An 18,609-nucleotide genomic window follows, 5' to 3' on the forward strand; every position below is an offset into this window, starting at 1 on the left:
TGCATTTTACATTTGAGTATGCCTGGATATTTTCACTATTGCTTTTGATTCCCTGCTTCTGGCGCTGTCCCGCCGGCGTCATGAAGCTCTATTTTCCCAAAATCTCCTATGTCCGACTCTCCCGCTTCTCCTTTTCCAAAGAGCCGCTGCTGTTTGCGGCGGTCTACGCACTGGCGGTCGCGGCGCTGGCGTCGCCGGTGACCTACGACCGCCTGGCCGCCAGCGAACGGCATGGGCGTGACCTCGTTCTGGCCCTGGATACCAGCGGTTCCATGGCCGAATCGGGGTTCGACGAAGCGCATCCGATGCGCCGGAAGTTCGATGCAATCATCGATCTGGTCAAAGGTTTCCTGACGACCCGGCATGACGACAATATCGGCCTGGTGCTCTTCGGCTCCTTCGCTTTTGCCGCCTCACCTGTGACCTACGACCTGGCGGCACTGCAGATGATCGTCGACACGGCCGACGTGGGTATCGCCGGGCAGAGTACCGCCATCGGGGAGGGGATCGACCAGGCGCTTCGGGCCCTCTCTTTCTCCCACGCCAAGAAGAAGGTGATCGTCCTGATGACCGACGGATACCAGAACGCCGGGTCGGTCTCCATCAAAGAGGCGGTGGCGAAAGCGAAAAAACGGGGCGTGAAAATCTATACCATCGGTATCGGAAAACCGGGGGACTACGATGCCAAACTGCTGGAAAGAATCGCGAAGGAGACGGGGGGCAAAAGCTTTTCGGCACGAAACGCCGAAGATCTGAAAGCGGTCTTCGAAGAGATTGAGAGCCTGGAACCCAGCCCCATCCGTTCCCGCACGATGATCAACCGCCGCCCCCTCTACCAATGGCCTTTGATCGGGGCGATGATTCTGCTGATCGGGTATCTTTCCTTTAGGAGAGTGGCATGAGCTTCCTCCATCCCTTCTTCCTCTGGTTGTTGTTGCCGCTGGGCCTTTTTACATGGCTGCGTTTCAGGCAGGAGCGGCGAAACAGCCTTCCCCTGCACCCCAGGGTGATTTTGGAGAACCGCCGGACGCTTCTGGTGCGCCTGGCCCCTTTTTTGGCGCTGGGATGGATGGTGGTGGCGCTTGCCAGGCCCGTGACGAAAGAGGCTATCACCATTACGGCACCCACCGGCGGGACACTCTGCCTGGCCATCGATGCTTCCCGGTCGATGATGGCCACAGACCGCAAACCGAATCGGTTCGCATTCGCCAAAGCGGCCACCTTGAATCTGGTGAACCGCGACAGCCGCCACAAATATGCCCTCATCGCCTTCACCACCAACGCCCTGATCCTTTCGCCTCCCACCGAAGACAAAGCGTTGATTCACGCGGCACTGGAAGCTTTTCGTCCCGACTACATTCTCACCCACGGCACCTCCATCGAAGCGCTGCTTCGCTATGTCGGCCGCTTGGGTGGGGAAAACAAGGACCTCGTCATTTTCAGTGACGGTGGTGACGAAGAGGATCTGGCCAAACTGGCGGAGGTGGCCAGGAAGAACCATATCCGAATTTTCGGTGTGGCGTGCGGATCGCGTCGCGGCAGCACGATTCCCTCGGAAAGCGGATGGCTCAGGGATAAAAACGGACGGTTGGTCGTTTCGACGCAGAATCCCATTCTCGAAAACCTGGCGGAGGCGACGGGGGGCGCTTTCATCGACGAATCGACGCCCGATGCGGCGGCGGATGCGATTTTGGAGCAGGTGGACGACCAGCTGAAACGCCAGAGTGCCCGGCGTACCGCCTACAGAGAGTGGTTTTGGCTGCCGCTGCTTCTTGGGATCGGCTTTTTCCTTGCGGGAACCCTCTCGACAGCCGGCCTTATGCGGCGCCTGTGGCCGCTGCTGGCACTCCTGGGCATTCATGCCCAAGCGGGGCTGCTGGATTACTACCATCTTTCCAAAGGGATCGAGCTTTACCATAAGGGGGCGTACGAAAAGGCGGCGAAAGCCTTCGCCAAAGTGGACCCGCCACTGCTGGAGAGCCGTTACGGCCTGGGGGCGTCGCTCTACAAGATGGGAGCCTACAAAAAAGCGGGCCGGGTATTCGCGTCGATCAAAAGCAGCGATCCGGCCGTCAAAGCGGCCATCTTCTACAACCTGGGCAACTGCGCCGTCAAAATCGGCCGTTTCAAGAGTGCACGCGACTATTACGTCAAAGCGCTCCAACTCACCTTAGACCCCGACGCGAAAGCCAACCTGCAGAAGGTCCTTTTCCTGCTGGAAAAGCGGCGGTCGAAGGTGCAACCCAAAGCCAACCGCCACGTCAAAGCCGCAACTGATGGCGGATCGAGCGCCGAGCGAAAAGAGAAGGGGGCGAAAAAGAGCGATTCGCAACATCGCATGGGGCAGGGCAGCGGCGCCCAGTCGGCGACCAAATCGATGCGCATTGGCATTCAGAAAGGCGCCAGCCAGACGACCCCGCGCCATCCACTCTCCTCCAAGGTTTACGAGATGATCAACAAAGGGTATGTGCATGAAGAGAGGCCGTGGTGATGGTGTGGGGTGAGAAGGTGAGCGGTCGTTGGTCGTTGGTCGTTGGTATTCGCAAGTCTTTGACCGGTTTTCTACCCTTTCTTCTCTTGATTTTTGCTTTTCTGCCGGCGATGGGGGCCGAGGATTACCGCTATACCCTCACGCTCGACAAATCGCGGGCGATGGTCAAAACGCCGATGATACTGACGGTAGATATCGAGCAGACGGACCCTTCCAAAGTCCTCTTTTTCGATTTCGAACCCTCCGGGAACGGCCGTTTCCTCTTTCATCGGCTCGACAAGAAAGTCAATGACGACATGCACCACCGCAGGGAGCGGTTCGACTATCTGGTCTACGGTTTGCAAAGCGGCGAATGGTCCATCGGTGGCAGGATACGGGTGCAGCGCACCAACGAAGAGCGTATCGTCGACAGTACCATCGTGGACCAGTTCAACGCCCGGACCCTGCAGAGCGAAGAGAGTCTGGAGCCGGTGACGCCGGTGAAAGTGACGATCGACCCTCTGCCCGTCCCGGCCGATCTGGTCGGGGATTTCCACCTGGAAAGCTCGCTGGACCGCCGGCAGACGGAAGCGTTTCGGCCCATCCACCTCTCTTTGCATCTAAAAGGCGTCGGTTTTCCGCCGCCCGGGAATCTCTTTGGCTGGAATATTCCCGGCGTGCAGGTGTTCGCCGACAAGCCGGCGATCCGTCTGCACTACACGTCACGGGGGGTAGAAGTCGATGCCACCTACACCTTCGCTTTCAGCAGCGACCACGATTTTACGATTCCTCTCCGCATGGTGCGCCTCTACTCTCCTACCCGGCACCAAAGCGAACGCATTGGTTTTCCGGGGGCAACGATATGCGTGGTGACGCCGCCATCCCTGCGCAAAGCGCTGCTCGATCCTAAAAACGACCCGCCCAGCATCTACGACCGTATCGCCACATGGAAAGCTTTCGGCATCGATACGCTGGTGGTTCTGCTTGGGTTTATAAGCGCATTTTTCGTCGAGTGGCTGAAAAGCCGGTTGAAAAGGTTTTTCGCCAAAGACCCATTCGTCGAGAAGGTACGTGCCGCCAAAGACCCACGCGCTTTGCTGATGCTGCTCATCCGCGCCGATGCCAAAAGGTGTGCCCCCTGGATCGACCGGATCGAAGCGGCGCTGCACGAAAAGCGGAAGATCGACCTGAAAAAGATAAAGCGGGAGATTGTGAGGGGGTGTCGATGAGATTGGGTATAGGCCTTTGGCTTCTGGTCATCGGGATGATGCTTCCCGTGGCGGGTATGGGGGCGGATTTTCGCTATTCGCTATCGCTGGATCGGCATGAAGCGTGGGTCAAAGCGCCGATCGTGCTCCGTTTCAGTGTGGAGCAGACCGATGCGTCGAAAGTGATGTTTTTCGATTTCAAACCCCTTGGAAAGGGGAGCTTAAAGGCGATTCGTCTCGACAAGAAGATCGACAACGCCCCCCACCACCGGAAGGTGGATTTTACCTACCTCCTTTTCGGTCTGAAACCGGGAACCGCAACGCTGATGTTCGACCTGCTGGTGCGGCGGACCAACGAGGAGACCATCGCCCAGAGCACCACCGGCGGGCGCTACAATGTCAAAGATGTGGAGACGCAGGATACCCACGAACCGATTCCGCCCGAAACGATCCGCCTCAAGCCCCTGCCGGCACCGGTGGAGCTGGTGGGCGATTTCACCCTTACCGGCCGTGTCAGCGCCAAAGAGACCCGTGCCGGGGAGCCCATTTATCTGACCGTGCGGCTCAAAGGGGTCGGCTACCCACCACCGAAACGGTTGATCCACTTAAGGCTGCCGGGGGTCGACATTTTCGAAGATGCCCCGAAAGTGTCGCTTCGCTACGCTTCCAATGGAGCCCGTTACGACGCCACCTACACCTACGCCCTCAAAGCGGACCACGATTTTTCCATTCCATCTTTTGTGCTGAAAGCCTTTTCGCCAACTTCGGGAGAGCTCTATCGTTTGAAAACAAAGAAGATTGACATCCATGTGCTGCCTGTGAAAAAAACCGAAACCCCTGTGCGGAACGAAATGATCGAAAAGGAGAAAACCGCCACCGATGGGTGGGAAACCTTGAAAGAGGTGCTTTTTTACGGGGCGCTTTTTTTGATAGGATACATCAGCGGACACCTATGGATCAAAATATCAAGGATACGAAATGAAAAATAGCTTTCTCTGGATGATCGGATTGGCCCTGGTGCCGCTCTTCGGTGCCCAGAACGGGGAGCAGATCTATATGGGCAAAGGGTGTTACGGCTGCCATGGGACCCGGGGTGAGGGGATCGGCGACTATCCCCGCCTGGCGGGGCGTTCCCGGGCGGAACTGATGCGACTCCTCGAGCAGCTCAAAAAAGGGATCGGCCACACCAGCAAGCGGGAGATGATGATCCCCTTCGCCAAAGCGCTCGACAAGGCCCAGATGGAGGCGGTGACGCGGTATCTCAGCGCTCAGAATCCCCACGCCGAGGAGGATGAGTCGCTGGAAACCCCGGAAGATATTCTGGGTGGATCGGATATGTGAGTAGTATGGTCATTGGTTATTGGTTATTGGTCATTGGGGAGCGTCTTCGGCGCTTTTTGCGCCATGTGGGTCGCTACCTTCTTACCTTTTCGCTTTTTCTACATGTCGTGTATGCCCAATCTCTGCAAAGCGTCATCGACGCGGCACCGGCGGGGGCGCGGGTCGATCTGCCCTCGGGGGTCTTTCGGGGGGCGATCGTCATCGACAAGCCGTTGATGCTGGTTGGCTCGAAAAAAGGCGAGAGTGTTATCGACGGGGGTGGCGGCGGTAGTGTGGTGACGGTCCGCGCCTCCCACGTGACGCTGAAAAATCTGACGATCGTCGGCAGCGGTCGACGGCGGGATGTGTTGGATGCGGCGGTGAAGATGGCCGGTGTGGCGGATGTGACGGTGCTAGATTGCCGGATGAAAAAAGATCTCTTCGGGGTCGTGGTGGAGACGAGCCGGGATGTGAAGATTCTGGACAATACGATCCGCTCCTACCGCGACAAAGTGGTGGACAACCGGGGTGACGGGGTACGGATATGGGGATCACATGACGTGAAGGTCGAGGGGAACCGCTTCATGCAGACCCGCGATATCGCCGTCACCCGCTCCTATGACGTCAAAATTTTAAAAAACCGTATCCGAAACGCCCGTTACGGGGTGCTTCTGGATATGAGCCGGCAGGTCGAGGTGAAAGGCAACGATATCACCGACATTTACGCGGGGGTACGGACCAAAGGGGGGATGGGGCTGAACATCGAGGGTAACACCATCTTCGATACCCGTTTGGAGACGGGGGTGGGCATACTGCTGGCCCACGGCAAAGCGGTGCGCGTGCGCCGCAACCGCATCAGCGGCTGCGCACAGGCGATTTACATCGATTCCAGTCCTGCCGAAGAGGGGATGCGCCGCTATATCGAACGAAACGCCATCGTCAACAACAACGAAGCCTTCCACTTCCACGCCGCCATTCAGAATAACACGATCCGCCACAACGACGTGGTAGGCAACCTGGACGATGTGGTGCTGGACATTCCCAGAGCCAAACGGTGTAATAACGACATCGGCTACAACTACTGGGACCGCTATCAGGGGTTCGACCGCAACCATGATGGCATCGGCGACACCCCTTACGTCGTGCTCATCTTCGCCGACAAACTGTGGCAATACAACCATCACGCCAAATTTTTCTATGGCTCGCCGGTGCTGAGCATGCTCGATTTCATCGAACGCATTGCACCGCTTACGCAACCCGACGAACTGCTCAGAGACCCGAAGCCGAGGATGAAACGTAATTTTTAAAAGATTATACGCAGGGGAAAGAGCATCGGCACCCGTTTTCGGTAGTCGATGTAAGGTTTTCCCAGGGTTTTGATGAGGTCTTTCTCTTCGAAATGGAGGCCGATGAGAATGTAGAGGGTGAAGGCGGCGGCGAAGAGCAGGTGGCCAGTGCTCATGTGGGGGGTGGCCCAGAGTCCCAGCAGTGTGCCGGCCTGGATGGGGTGGCGCACGAAGCGGTAGAAGCCCTTCTCCTGAAACCGCTCCGGCGGTTCGGGTATGCCATGAAAAGCCCGCCATGCCTGTGTGAGACCGAAAAGTCCGAAATGGTCGATCTGAAACGTGGCGGCGACGGCGATGCCCCAACCCAGAAAGTAAAGCAGTGTCATCGCCCAGAAGCCGATGCCGCCCCTAAAATCCCAGACGGTTCCGGGCAGCAGTTGCCAGAAAAGCAAAATTGCCGCCAGAGTCACAGCGGAGGCAAGGGTGTAGAGACTGCGCTGGGCCTGTGCGGGCACGTAGCGCTCGAACCACCGTTTGAAGCCAGGGCGGACCATCAGGGAGTGTTGCAACCCGAAAAGTGCGATGAGACCCACGTCGACGGCAACGGCCAAAAGGGCAGGGAAACGGGGTGTGCCGCTGTCAATGGTGGTCGGCATCCAGCTCCAGGGGTAGAGCCAGAAGAGCATGACAACCAGTGTTCCCAGGCCGATGAGGTAGGAGACAAGGCCCAAAAGCAAGAGGGCGAAATGTTTCACGGCTTCAGTTCCTTCATCAGAAATTTTGCCACCGTCTCTTCGTCATTGCATCGGGACCGCTTCGGGTGGTGGGTATGGAGAGTCTGTGCCTTCTTTTCGCCACTTCGTTTGAGACATATCGGCTGAAATCGCCGATGCTCAGGTTGAAGCGGAAGAAGGTTGTGTCCGGGTCGGACAGATAGAAAGGTTGCATCCTCAGCTGCAACGCCACCACAGCAGCGCCGGCTCCAACCGAATGTCGCTGCGCCTGGGTTTGATGAAGAAAGTGTCGATGGGATAGGCCTCCACACTGAATTTTTCGTCCAATTCGTCAAGTTTCTCTTCCAGCTCCGTTTTAAGGGCCTCGATTCGCTCTTCTATGGCATTGAGCGCCTCCTGTGCCCTTTGGACGTCAGCCTTTTCATCCAGTACATGGCGCCCTTTTTTCAGCACCTGTCCTACTTTGGAAGCGGCAGAACGTTTCGAACCAAACAGGGAGCCGAAGATGGCCAATCCTGCGTCGATGAGCGATTCGGTGGTTTTTGAGCTGACATCCTCCCGCTCTTTTTGCAATCTCTGCAGGGCGCGCTGCCGTCTGGATTCAAGAGTTTGCAGTTTTTTTGCATAGCGGGTTTGAAGCTTTTCGGCCGCTGCGCTCCTCTTCTCTTCCAAAATCTCCTGCAGGCGCTGTTTGAATCGCTCCAGGCTCTCTCTAGGCTCCGATTCGGCTTTGAGAGGGCGACAGCGGTAAAGGGTGAGGCGCTTTTGGGCATAGAGGCGGTCACTAAAGGCTTTTTCGACCGATTTTAGGCTGCGGGCATTGGCGACGAACGAGGGAAGCGCTGCGAAATCACAGGATTTGGCTGGCGATTTGGGAAGAGTGGCCGGGTCGGTTTCGCAGCTTTCGGCCCTTTCGAAATCGCAACCTTCGTCGCTCTCCTCCAGTGGGAGATGCAGGCAAATCTCTTCCTTTTCGTCGATGCCGCGGGAAGCGTTGAAGTAGCGCACTTCGGCTTTGAGATGAAGCCAGGGGGTGTAGAGCCCGCCATCGGAGGCGGGGATGTCGAAAGTTTGGGGAATGTTGGAAGAGAGAATGGGACGGGCGGTGGAAGATTCGGCGGGACTGAAGTGTGGTCGGTGCAGGGTTTGCGTTTTTGCGGACTCTTTTTTTCTCTTTTTTGAAGCCATGCATCGGGCGATATCCTGCTTTTTCATGGGACCTTTGAGGTAGCTGAGCACCCAGCGGGTCTGAAAGAGGCGGATGCCCGGCATGTGGGCGCTTTTTAAAAAAAAGGTGCGCTTGGGAAGGGTGCGGATGATGTCGGAGATTCGCTTCTTGTCGAATTCCTCCTCCGCCTGGCCCGCCAGGCCGTCGACCACTTTGGCGATATCCTGCCTCGTTTGGAGCTTGCCGATGTACCAGATGCCGATGTTGGAGAGCCCCTTGTAGTCCAGGTCCACCGGATTCTGGGTGCTGAGCACCATCCCGACACCGAAAGCCCTGGCCTGTTTGAGCATCAGCATCATCGGCGTTTTGGAAGGCGGGTTTTTGGACGGAGGAAAATAGCCGTAGATTTCGTCCATATAAACCAGTGCCCGCAGGCGGTTCGTACCGCTTTGACGGCGCATCCAGCCCAGAATCTTGTTCAAAAGCAGGGTAACGAAGAACATCCGCTCCGCATCGCCGAGATGGGCGATGGAGAAGATGGCGATTTTTGATTTTCCCTTTTCGTCGTACATCAGGGCATCGATATCGAGGGCATCGCCTTTAAGCCAGTTTTCGAAGGTAGGGCTGGCCAGGACATTGTTGAAACGTGACGCAAGTTTGAAGCGCTCCTGCGGTGGGTAGAAACTCTCAAGCGGCAGCACGCCGATTCTGGAGAAGGGCGGGTTGATGATCTGCGAGATCAGGGTGCCTATATCCATGGAAGCTTCCTCTCTCCACCCTTTCTTGAGAATCTGCGCAATGAGAATGTACTCCCGGCTCTCAAGCGGGTCGGCCTCAATGCCGATGAGCGCCAGCAGGGAGGAGACGGTGGAACCGATGGCCGAGGCGAGGGCGTCGGCATCCTCGAGAATTGTACGGTCCGGTACATTGAGGCTACCCAGGACATTGACAGGAATGCCCGCTTCGCTTCCAGGGGTGTAGATGGTGGTGTCGTGGGCTTTGAAACGGCGGATTCTCTCGGGAGTCTGGTCGAAACTTTCGATACCGTTTTTCCACATTTCGGCGATTTTTTTGGCGTAAGCTTCAGGGTTTTCTCCCTTTTGGTGCGCCTCCTCCTCGACCCAGGGCAGGAAATCTTCGGGTGTGAGGTTTTCAAAAGCGAGACAGAGATTGCCCATGTCCCCTTTGGGGTCGATGGCGATGACGGGGATGTTGTCGATGGCCGCCTCTTCGAGCAGATCGATGCCCAGACCCGTTTTGCCGCTGCCGGTCATTCCGATGATCGCCGCATGGGTCGTGAAGTTTTTCGACTTGACGAGTGTCGGCGTATCGGTGGCCTGCATTGTTCCCGGGTCAAGGTCCCGTCCCAGGTAGAAGATGCCCAGTTTTTCGAAAATGCTGTTCATGGAACTCCTTTGTCTTGTGTCTGTTGCTCACCCCAGCGGTATCCGATTCGCTTTTTCGCGACCATGTCCGTACTTTTCTTTGGTTCCAAGCATGTACACCCTTTGAGCCTTTTTGGTCGTTGATGCTCTTTGAGGCCAAAAGCCACGAGAATTTCCGGAGTCGGTTTTTTGCGTCAAGAGGGCTTGTTTGGCAACGTTGGAATTATTTTACGATAATTTCCTTAGTTTACACAGAAAAAAACCATCCATCGTCTCGGTTGGCAGAACCCTCACGCAGTGTGCCACTTCGGAAGAGAAACGTTTTTTCTTCCATTGGAGGAGACCGTTTCGGAGATTTTCGAGAGGAAGAGCGATCGGTTCGATCGCCAGGGCGGCATCTTTTTTTAAGATTCGGTCGATGATCGCCTCATTCTCTTCCGGGGCGAAGGAGCAGGTGGCATAAAGAAGGGTACCTCCCGGTTTGAGACTTTTGAGGGCGGAGACAATAAGACGTTGTTGAAGCCGGCTCATCTCCCTGATTTTACGTTCGCTCCAATAGGTAAAGGTCTTCGGAGTGTCGCTTTTGAATTTCGCTTCGGTGGAGCAGGGGGCATCGAGCATGACACGGTCGAACATCGCCGGACATTTGCCGCCGACGCTTCGTCCGTCGGTCATGTAGTAATGGGCGATGGTGACGCCGCCACGTTCGAGGTTCGCCTTCAGACGGAAAAAACGGTCTCTTCCCGGTTCTACGACCGATAGCCACCCTCTGTTCTTCATCTGCGCCGCCATCATCAGCGATTTGCCTCCGGGAGCCGCGGTGAGATCGAGGATAGTCTCGCCGGGTTGGGGGTTTAGAGCGAGGGGTGCGAGCATGGAGGAGAGACTTTGGATATAGATTTCTCCCTCTTGAAAGAGAGGTGAGCGGGTCAGTCCGTCACGCTCTTCGAAAGGCACAGTGAAGGCGTACCTGTACCAGGGAACGGGTTGGAGGCAGAAGCCTGCCCGTTTGAGTCTTTCTGTGGCGGATTCGACAGTCGTTTTAAGCGGGTTGATACGAAACGACACAGGTTTGGGGAGGTCGAAGGTTTTCAGCAGTTCTTGGGCATCCTTTGGATAGATGGCTTGGAACCGTTCTACGAAAGACTCTGGCAGTGCCATGGTCAAAGCGCGATGCCGAAATAGCGGATAGCCTGCAGGACGAGAGCGCTGCTGAGACCCGCTGCCGCACCGGCGACGATATCGTCGCCCATGACACCCCATCCGCCTGGCGCATCGCGGTCGATACGTCCGATGAGAGAGGGTTTCCAGATGTCATAGAGGCGAAAGAAGAGGAAACTGAAAAACGCCGCAGGCAGCGTCGCTCCGCTGATGCAAAGCGCCAACCAGATGCCGGCGATTTCGTCGATGACAATACGTGAATCGTCATGGATGCCCGTCCGCACTTCGTAGAGAGAGGTCATTTTGACTCCGAAGAGAAACACGAGAATCGTCAGAAGAAAAAGGGTTTCTGCGGGAAAATAGCGCAACATCGCGATACCCAGTATTAGCCCGACGAGAGTTCCCCATGTTCCAGGAGCCTTGGGCAAAAAACCGCTCCCAAGGCCTGCGAGAAAGAGTTTTTCCTGTAAATTCATGATGAAAACCTCCGGATTGTTATCATGAGAGGGACACCGCTTCTATTTCAATGACGAAGTCTGATAGAGCTTCATCAATTTGATGTAGAACTCCTCTTCGCTCTGGCTTTCCAACAGGCCGGAGCCTGGCATCAGGTCGTAATAGAGTTTCTCCAGGTTTTCGAAACGGTTTGGGAAGAGATGGGCGAGGATCATCGCAGAGATCTCTTTGCGTATCAGAACCGCCGGCGGCAGGAGCCCTTCTTTGAGCAGTTCCAGGATCGAGTCGGCATGATAGGAGATGTGGTGATGTTCGCCGTGGGGACATGTTTTGTTGCTCACCAGTGTGCGGCAGATGTCGCAGTAGGCATATTCGGGTGCCGTTTCGATTTGTATGCTGAATCCCTTGAGATGATCGAAGACCGACTGGATGCGATTCTTGTCGTAGAAGCTTCCCAACCCTGCGTGGTTCTGGCCGATGACCAGTTCGTCGCACCCGAAGTTTTCGGCGACGAGGGCGTCGAGAATCACTTCGTTGTAACCGGCGAAGATGTAGGTGTATTCCAGCGGCACGATGAGAACGCGGCTTGCCGGCAGGTAGTTTTTGACGAAGTAGTCCATCGACCGGTAGCGCAGGTCGTAGGGAAGGGCGGGATCTTCGCGGTAGGGTTTGAAAAGGAAGATCACCACGAGGTCGGAGCGGTCGAGCGTGGTGCGGATAAGCCGCTCGTGAGCCCGGTGGAGGGGACGGGCCGCCATCATCAGCGCGCTGGTCTTTTTCGCGCCTATCCGGTTTTTTGCCGTCTGTATCTTCTCCTTGATTTGTCTGTACCCGGGGTATTCGACGTGGTAATGTCCGCTGATGGCGTAATGCCCGAGGCGTTTCAGGGTCGCCTGGACACCGGGATGGGAGGGGTTCTGGGTGCCGTAGATTTCCCGCACACGCGCCTGGGGGTCAATCTCGAAAACCTCTTGCGTTTCGATCCAGCCGACCGGTTCGTGGTCGACCATCAGGATTACCTTCTCTCCGGGATGGAGCGATTTGAGCATCTCTTCGTTGCGTCGTCCTTTGGGTGCCAGGATGAAAGGGAAGGGAAAGCTATGGTTTTTGTAGCATTTGCTTTTTGTCACCTCTTCCGCGGTTTTTTGATCCATCAGACCATCGACCGGTTTGAGCAGTCCCTCCTGGACCAGCGCCAGTGTGGAGAGCGCTTCGCGATCGATATAGAGGGTTTTTTCACTTCTTTTTGAAGATGCCATACTTTTTCCTCTTTTCCCAGAGTGATTTTCGGGAGATGCCAAGCTTTTTGCTCAACTCCGTGTCGGGAAATTTGCTCTGGTAGTTGTGGATGATGAATTTGACGTAATCGTCAATCGTAAGAATCTCCGTGCGGTCGAAGATTTTGTGTTCGCTTACCAGCTCAAGGGTTTTCAGACCCGCCACCTCGTCTTCGAATTTCTCTGTCGTGGATGTGATGACGTCCCGACCTGCGATCGCTTCGAGAAAGGCTTCCCTTTCGCTTTTTTTGAGAGTCTGGAACTCCGGCATATAGGCGATATAGTCATCGTCCAGCGTCTTTAGCGCCTCCAGGGAGGATGAATCGCCCAGGGGAAGGTATTTCAAAGGGCGTTCCAATTCCTCTGCGAGTTTGAAGGCGTATGCGTCGGCCTGTTTCTGGTAGTTGGTCTTGACCATCAGGGGAAGAGAAGAGAGCAGGGAGTCAGGCAGCTGGATATTCTTGAGCTGGTGGTCGAGATACTCTTCGTAGAAAGCGCACCGTTTCTGAAGCTTTCTGAAATCGTGATAGTGGTTGATCTTACGGATCAGCTCTTCGATCATGAAGGGTTTTTGGATATAGTCGTGCGCACCGGCCTTGAGAGGGTCGGTGACGGTATCGTTGCTGATGTAAGAGACCATCAGAAGAATGATTTCGTTCGCAAAACTTTGGATGACAGGGTAGAAATCCTGCCCCGAAAGATTGGTGGATAGCAAGATTACATCGTAGCGTCCGCTGTTCTCGTTGAGGGCGTCGTTGACAGTCGCGTAAATATCGCATTCGTGGCCGAAGTCGATCAGTTTGCCTGCAATGCTCTGGGCAAGGTAGATTTCATCTTCGATAATCAGTATTCTCATGGTCGTGTCCAGTCAAAAAGTTTCAAAGTGGCAGATGCCTGAACAGCGACACCCTCTTTCCGGCCGACGAAACCGAGTTTTTCTGTTGTCGTCGCCTTGATATTCATATATTGCGGAGAAATGCCGAGCAGTTCGGCGAGCCGGAAACGCATGGAATCTTTGTAAGGGCCGATTTTCGGGATTTGGGCCATGATCGTGATGTCGGCTTGGAGAATTTCGAAACCGGTATGGGTGAGCAGATGGACCACATGGCGAAGAAGTTTGGCCGAATCGGCGCCGGCCCATGCCGCTTCGGTGTCGGGGAAAAGTTCACCGATGTCGCCCATCCCGGCAGCGCCCATCAGAGCGTCGATAAGTGCATGAATGGCGACATCGCCGTCGGAGTGGGCCCTGAAGCCGTAAGGCGCGTCAACCTGCACGCCGCCCAGGAGCATCGGTTTGTTCTCTTCGAAAGCGTGCACATCGAAACCCGTCCCCGTAAAACGAGCCGTCATGTCGGGAGGGGTGAGGCACGGAAGCAGTGCAATGTCTTCGCTGAAGGTGAGCTTGTGCAAAGAGGCGTCGCCGCCGACAAATGCTACTTTTCCACCCATTTGATGGATGGCGCTGCTTTCGTCGGTGAATTCCCGCTCCGTGGCGAGGGCTTTTTTCAGCATTGCCGTTCGGCTGAGCTGAGGTGTCTGGATGCGTAACAGATGTTTGCGGTCGATGGGCCTGCCCTCGTAATAGACAGTGTCGGGTACCGGCAGGGCCGGAACGGCACAGTCGGCCGTTTCGACAGCCGCCTGAAGGGTTTTGCACAGGGTCTTGTTGACACAGGGACGCGCCACGTCGCTGACCAGTACCAGCGGCGTATGGACCGTTTCGAGGGCATTTTTCAAAGAGGCGTGCCGGCTTGCCCCTCCTTCGACGAAAGTGACCTTCCTGTCGTCGATATGCCTTTTCATATAATGGAGTTCGTCCGAATGCCCGACAACAATGAGATCTTTGAACAGACGCATGGCCCGGAAGGTTTCAAGAACATGTAGCCAAAGAGGGACGCTTCCGATGCGAAGCCACTGTTTTTTGACAGGTTTTTGAAATCGGGTCGCTTCGCCTGCCGCGAGCAGCACGAGTGTTAAATCAGACAAAAATACTCCTAAATAACCTTATGTGTTACGAAAGTATACACAAGAAAAGCTTGCTTTTATCTTTTTTGTGCTAATTTTTGACACTCAAGTAGGAGGGACCAATGAGACAGGATTGGGTAAAAAAGCGTGAAAACGACAAAGTAAGAACCCAGATGTACTATGCCAAACAAGGCATCGTCACGGAGGAGATGGCATACGTTGCAAAAGTTGAGAAACTCGATGCCGAATTTGTACGGAGTGAAGTGGCACGGGGACGGATGATCATTCCGGCCAATATCAACCATCTCCATCAAAAACCGATGGCCATCGGAATGGGCGCAACCTGCAAAATCAACGCCAATATCGGTTCCTCCGCCGTCGCCAGTGATGCGGCCGGCGAAGTGGAGAAGGTAAAGGTGTGCCAGAAATATGGCGCAGACACCATCATGGACCTCTCCACCGGCGGCGATCTTGACGCCATCCGCCAAGAAGTGATCAAACATGCCGAGGTACCGATCGGGACGGTGCCGATGTACCAGATTCTGCATGACTGCAACAACAAGATAGAAGACCTGACCATCGACGCGATGCTCGAAGTGATCGAGCGCCAGGCGAAGCAGGGGGTGAGCTACTTCACGATCCATGCCGGTTTTCTGCTACGCTTCATGCCGCTGGTGGCGAAACGGAAGATGGGGATCGTCAGCCGGGGCGGCAGCCTGATGGCGGCGTGGATGATGCACTACCACAAAGAGAACCCCTTCTATACCGCCTACGACGACATTCTCGACATCTGTCGCAAATACGACGTCTCCCTCTCTTTGGGTGACTCTCTGCGTCCCGGATGCCTCTACGACGCCAGCGACGACGCTCAGCTGAACGAACTGAAAGTGCTGGGTGAGTTGACGCTGCGGGCATGGGAGAAGGATGTGCAGGTGATGATCGAAGGGCCGGGCCATGTGCCGCTCAATCAGATCGAGCGCAACATGAAGCTGGAACGGGAGTACTGCCACGAGGCACCCTTCTACATTCTGGGGCCGCTGGTCACCGACATCGCCGCCGGTTACGACCATATCAGCTCCGCCATCGGCGCGGCGGTGGGCGGCTGGCACGGAGCGAGCATGCTCTGCTACGTCACGCCCAAAGAGCACCTGGGCCTTCCCAACGCCGCCGACGTGCGCGAAGGGATCATCGCCTACAAGATCGCGGCCCACGCCGCCGACATCGCCCGGGGCCGCAAAGGAGCACGGGACATCGACGACGCCATGAGCGACGCCCGTTACAGTTTCGACTGGAACCGTCAGTTCGAGCTGGCCCTAGACCCCGACCGGGCCAGGGAGTACCACGACGAGACCCTGCCTCAGGATGTCTTCAAAGAGGCGGAATTCTGCTCCATGTGCGGCCCGAAATTCTGCAGCTACAAGATCAGCCAGGATCTGATCGAGGGCAACGTTGATATGTCGGAGTTCCAGCCGACGGCCAGCTGAGCCCGCGAAGCTGGCGCGTCATTGGTCGTCGGTCGTTAGAGAGGAACCCCTTTTTCCCATTCAAAGAGGGCCGAAGGCCCGTTCCAACGACCAACGACCAACGACTAACGACTAAAATTTAAAACCAAGGAGAAATCTGTATGACCGAAGAAAAAGTCAAAGAAGTACTGTCTACCGTTACCTATCCGGGATTCACGAAAGATGTCGTAACATTCGGATTTGTCAAAGGCATCGAAATCGACGGAGGCCGGGTGGCGGTGACGCTGGATATCACCTCCAGTGCACAGGAAGTGAAACAGCAGCTCGAAGATGAGATTCGCGAAAAACTGACACGCGAAGGCGCAGCGGAAGTGATCGTCATGATCCAGCAGCCCAAAATGCCCCGGGAAACCTCCAGCCACGGCAAGAACATCGCACCGCAGGTGAAGAACTTCGTCATGGTCAGCTCAGGAAAAGGGGGTGTTGGCAAGTCCACCACATCGGTCAACCTGGCGATCGCGCTGGCGATGGAAGGGAAAAAAGTGGGACTTCTTGATGCCGATATTTACGGCCCGAATGTTCCGCGGATGATGGGAATCGAAGAGATGCGCCCCGAAGTGGTCGGCAACAAAGTCAAGCCCATCCAGGCCTATGGCGTGGAAGTGATGAGTATGGGTGTGTTGATGGAGGAGGGGCAGTCGCTCATCTGGCGGGGTGCCATGATTATGAAGGCAATCGAACAGTTCCTGCGCGACATTCTCTGGAGCGATCTGGACGTGTTGGTCATCGACATGCCTCCGGGAACGGGTGATGCGCAGCTGACCCTGGCCCAGAGCGTGCCGGTGACCGCCGGTATCACGGTCACGACGCCCCAGAAAGTCTCCCTGGACGACTCCCGCCGGAGCCTTGATATGTTCAAGAAACTCCATATCCCCATCGCCGGTGTCGTGGAGAATATGAGCGGTTTCATCTGCCCCAACTGTGGCACCGAGAGCGACATTTTCGGTCGCGGCACCGCCCAGGCGGTGGCCCAAGAGTACGGAACGACCCTGCTCGCGCAGATTCCCATCGAACCGGCAGTGCGCGAAGGGGGTGACGAAGGCAAGCCCATCACCTATCACTATCCTGAAAGCGAAACGGCCAAACGTTACATGAAAGCGGCCGAGAATCTGTGGCAGACGATTGAACAGATCAACGAAGAGGGCGGTGTGAGCAACGAAGCGATTCAGCCCACGACCCCTCCCGGTGTCAGCGCCTGCTCCACCGGCGGCCACAGCGGTGGAAGCTGCGGCACCCACTGATTACTTCTCGTTTTATAACCGTACCTTCTCCCTTGCCTGTGGCGGCAGAGGAGAAGCACTTTTTTCTACTGCATGAAAAATACTGCAACTTCTACGATTCCACGAGTCAGCTTTTTAAAAAACTGATGTCACGCAGTATACACCACCATCCGCCCAGCGAGAATGTATGCAATGCGAGGCGAAAAGGTTTGGGCGTAGCAGTGAATGCGTTATCGTTGGACCCCGAAAGGGCGGCACCATCGCCGCACAATCTCCGCGTTGCGACGGCATCGGCGTAGCTTTGGCTACGCCTCACCGTCGCGCCTTGCGCTTGCACGACGCTGATGCTGCGAAAGATGGTGTATATTGCGTAATATCAGTTAAAAAAATGTTATACTTGGCGGCTCTTGAAGAAGGATCTTGCTTATGAATGGAAGATTTTTTTCACTGATACTATTGTTACTCTCTTTCTCCCTCTTTGCCCAGGAATCGGAATATAAACTTGGCAGAGGTATCAGAGTGGGGAAGCTCCCTCTTTATGCTGGGGGGTACTTTTCGTTGATGTATGAAGATCGTTCCCATGCTGGCAGGACATTGAAACTCGACGACGTTTCCCTGATGCTTTACGGAGAAAGCGGTCATTTTGGATATTTGGCCGAGATGGAAGCCAATGATGTCTACCGGGAGGATATTGGCGGCCCGGAGGCGGATGAAACGGTTCATGACCATTTTCATATCGAACGTCTCTATATCGACTATACTTTCGATGAAACGTATACGTTAAGAGGCGGGAAGTTCAATTCTCCCATCGGTTTTTGGAATCTGACGCCGATCAACGTTCTTCGCGATACCACGTCCAACCCCGTGGTGACGGAAATTCTTTTTCCCCGGTTTACGACAGGGGTGGATCTGCAATACAACGATTTCGAACATGCAACGACGATGGATTTAATGCTGCAGGCGACGAAAGATATGGATACGCTTCTTAGCCGTGAAGTCTACAACAACGTCGATCTAAATAGACATTTCGCCTTGGGTCTGTCCGGCAACCGGGAAAACTGGAGTTACCATCTAAACGGCGGCTATTTCCGTCTCGTCGATGAAAAATCCTATTACTATCTCTGTGCATCGGCCCAATATCTCTACCGAAAATGGAAAGTGCAGGGGGAGGTCGGTTCCCGGTTTGACAAGGAGAAGGCGGTTGTTCCCTATGTGGGGTATCTCCAGCTGCGATACCGCATCCAAGAGGGGCATGACGCGATCGTCAGGGTCGAAAGTTACGACAATCGGCAAAAAAAGCAAAGAGACACTTTCGGTGTTTTCGCCTACACCTACAGGCCATGGTATCCCGTCGCCATCAAAGGAGAGTATCAGTGGCATGCCATCGGTAGAAATGACAGATTCCTACTCTCCTTTTCCATGCTCTTTTAGGAATA

18 protein-coding genes are annotated in these 18,609 nt (G+C 55.4%); 9 read left to right on the forward strand and 9 right to left on the reverse strand.

Going from position 1 to position 18,609, the window contains the following annotated elements:
• The first annotated feature begins 44 nt into the window (after positions 1-44).
• The 6 genes from JMG82_RS11385 (at position 45) to nosD (ending at position 6,305) form a co-directional block, all read left to right on the forward strand.
• Entirely contained in the window at positions 45-902 is an 858-nt protein-coding gene (locus tag JMG82_RS11385) for a VWA domain-containing protein (RefSeq protein WP_236579141.1), read from the forward strand.
• The gene (locus JMG82_RS11390) at positions 899-2,491 is read left to right on the forward strand and encodes a vWA domain-containing protein (protein WP_201352847.1); all 1,593 of its coding nucleotides are present in this window, start codon (positions 899-901) and stop codon (positions 2,489-2,491) included. Before JMG82_RS11385 ends, JMG82_RS11390 begins: the two co-directional genes overlap by 4 nt.
• An 86-nt stretch (positions 2,492-2,577) precedes the next feature.
• Positions 2,578-3,699, forward strand: coding sequence for a BatD family protein (locus tag JMG82_RS11395; RefSeq protein ID WP_201352848.1), 1,122 nt, complete (start codon positions 2,578-2,580; stop codon positions 3,697-3,699).
• Complete coding sequence (locus JMG82_RS11400) at positions 3,696-4,667, forward strand: BatD family protein (RefSeq protein ID WP_201352849.1); 972 nt, start codon at positions 3,696-3,698, stop codon at positions 4,665-4,667. The genes JMG82_RS11395 and JMG82_RS11400 overlap by 4 nt, the downstream gene beginning before the upstream one ends.
• Positions 4,657-5,019 carry a c-type cytochrome gene (locus JMG82_RS11405; RefSeq protein WP_201352850.1) on the forward strand — a complete coding sequence of 121 codons (363 nt, stop codon included), beginning with the start codon at positions 4,657-4,659 and terminating at the stop codon, positions 5,017-5,019. Before JMG82_RS11400 ends, JMG82_RS11405 begins: the two co-directional genes overlap by 11 nt.
• A 5-nt stretch (positions 5,020-5,024) precedes the next feature.
• The gene (nosD, locus tag JMG82_RS11410; RefSeq protein WP_201352851.1) at positions 5,025-6,305 is read left to right on the forward strand and encodes a nitrous oxide reductase family maturation protein NosD; all 1,281 of its coding nucleotides are present in this window, start codon (positions 5,025-5,027) and stop codon (positions 6,303-6,305) included.
• On the opposite strand, the gene JMG82_RS11415 is transcribed toward nosD, so the two are convergent.
• From JMG82_RS11415 to JMG82_RS11450, 8 genes are all read right to left on the reverse strand, one after another.
• Positions 6,302-7,039, reverse strand: a complete 738-nt coding sequence (locus JMG82_RS11415; RefSeq protein ID WP_201352852.1) for a methyltransferase family protein — start codon at positions 7,037-7,039, stop codon at positions 6,302-6,304. The genes nosD and JMG82_RS11415 overlap by 4 nt on opposite strands.
• 16 nt (positions 7,040-7,055) lie before the next feature.
• Positions 7,056-7,232, reverse strand: coding sequence for a hypothetical protein (locus tag JMG82_RS11420; protein ID WP_201352853.1), 177 nt, complete (start codon positions 7,230-7,232; stop codon positions 7,056-7,058).
• A 2-nt stretch (positions 7,233-7,234) separates the two neighbouring features.
• Entirely contained in the window at positions 7,235-9,592 is a 2,358-nt protein-coding gene (locus tag JMG82_RS11425) for a helicase HerA domain-containing protein (RefSeq protein ID WP_201352854.1), read from the reverse strand.
• A 207-nt stretch (positions 9,593-9,799) separates the two neighbouring features.
• A complete protein-coding gene (locus JMG82_RS11430) occupies positions 9,800-10,732 on the reverse strand; it encodes an RsmB/NOP family class I SAM-dependent RNA methyltransferase (protein WP_201352855.1) in 933 nt (310 codons plus the stop codon).
• A gap of 2 nt (positions 10,733-10,734) precedes the next feature.
• Positions 10,735-11,208, reverse strand: a complete 474-nt coding sequence (locus tag JMG82_RS11435; protein WP_201352856.1) for a phosphatidylglycerophosphatase A family protein — start codon at positions 11,206-11,208, stop codon at positions 10,735-10,737.
• A 42-nt stretch (positions 11,209-11,250) separates the two neighbouring features.
• Positions 11,251-12,447, reverse strand: a complete 1,197-nt coding sequence (locus JMG82_RS11440; RefSeq protein ID WP_201352857.1) for a sulfate adenylyltransferase — start codon at positions 12,445-12,447, stop codon at positions 11,251-11,253.
• The gene (locus JMG82_RS11445; RefSeq protein ID WP_201352858.1) at positions 12,425-13,321 is read right to left on the reverse strand and encodes a response regulator; all 897 of its coding nucleotides are present in this window, start codon (positions 13,319-13,321) and stop codon (positions 12,425-12,427) included. Before JMG82_RS11445 ends, JMG82_RS11440 begins: the two co-directional genes overlap by 23 nt.
• On the reverse strand, positions 13,318-14,451 hold the full coding sequence (locus JMG82_RS11450; RefSeq protein ID WP_201352859.1) for a bifunctional 2-C-methyl-D-erythritol 4-phosphate cytidylyltransferase/2-C-methyl-D-erythritol 2,4-cyclodiphosphate synthase: 1,134 nt from the start codon (positions 14,449-14,451) through the stop codon (positions 13,318-13,320). Before JMG82_RS11450 ends, JMG82_RS11445 begins: the two co-directional genes overlap by 4 nt.
• 101 nt (positions 14,452-14,552) lie before the next feature.
• On the opposite strand from JMG82_RS11450, the gene thiC reads away from it, so the two are divergent.
• Complete coding sequence (gene thiC, locus JMG82_RS11455; RefSeq protein ID WP_201352860.1) at positions 14,553-15,914, forward strand: phosphomethylpyrimidine synthase ThiC; 1,362 nt, start codon at positions 14,553-14,555, stop codon at positions 15,912-15,914.
• Positions 15,915-16,054: 140 nt separating this feature from the next.
• Entirely contained in the window at positions 16,055-17,194 is a 1,140-nt protein-coding gene (locus tag JMG82_RS11460; protein ID WP_201352861.1) for an Mrp/NBP35 family ATP-binding protein, read from the forward strand.
• A gap of 106 nt (positions 17,195-17,300) precedes the next feature.
• Here JMG82_RS11460 and JMG82_RS11465 read toward each other — a convergent pair whose 3' ends face one another.
• A complete protein-coding gene (locus tag JMG82_RS11465) occupies positions 17,301-17,489 on the reverse strand; it encodes a hypothetical protein (RefSeq protein WP_201352862.1) in 189 nt (62 codons plus the stop codon).
• Between the two features lie 242 nt (positions 17,490-17,731).
• Between JMG82_RS11465 and JMG82_RS11470 the strand changes: the two genes are divergently transcribed.
• Entirely contained in the window at positions 17,732-18,604 is an 873-nt protein-coding gene (locus tag JMG82_RS11470) for a porin family protein (RefSeq protein ID WP_201352863.1), read from the forward strand.
• The last annotated feature ends 5 nt before the right edge of the window (positions 18,605-18,609 follow it).

It is taken from the genome of Hydrogenimonas urashimensis (genome assembly GCF_016593255.1).
Classification (GTDB): Bacteria; Campylobacterota; Campylobacteria; order Campylobacterales; family Hydrogenimonadaceae; genus Hydrogenimonas; species Hydrogenimonas urashimensis.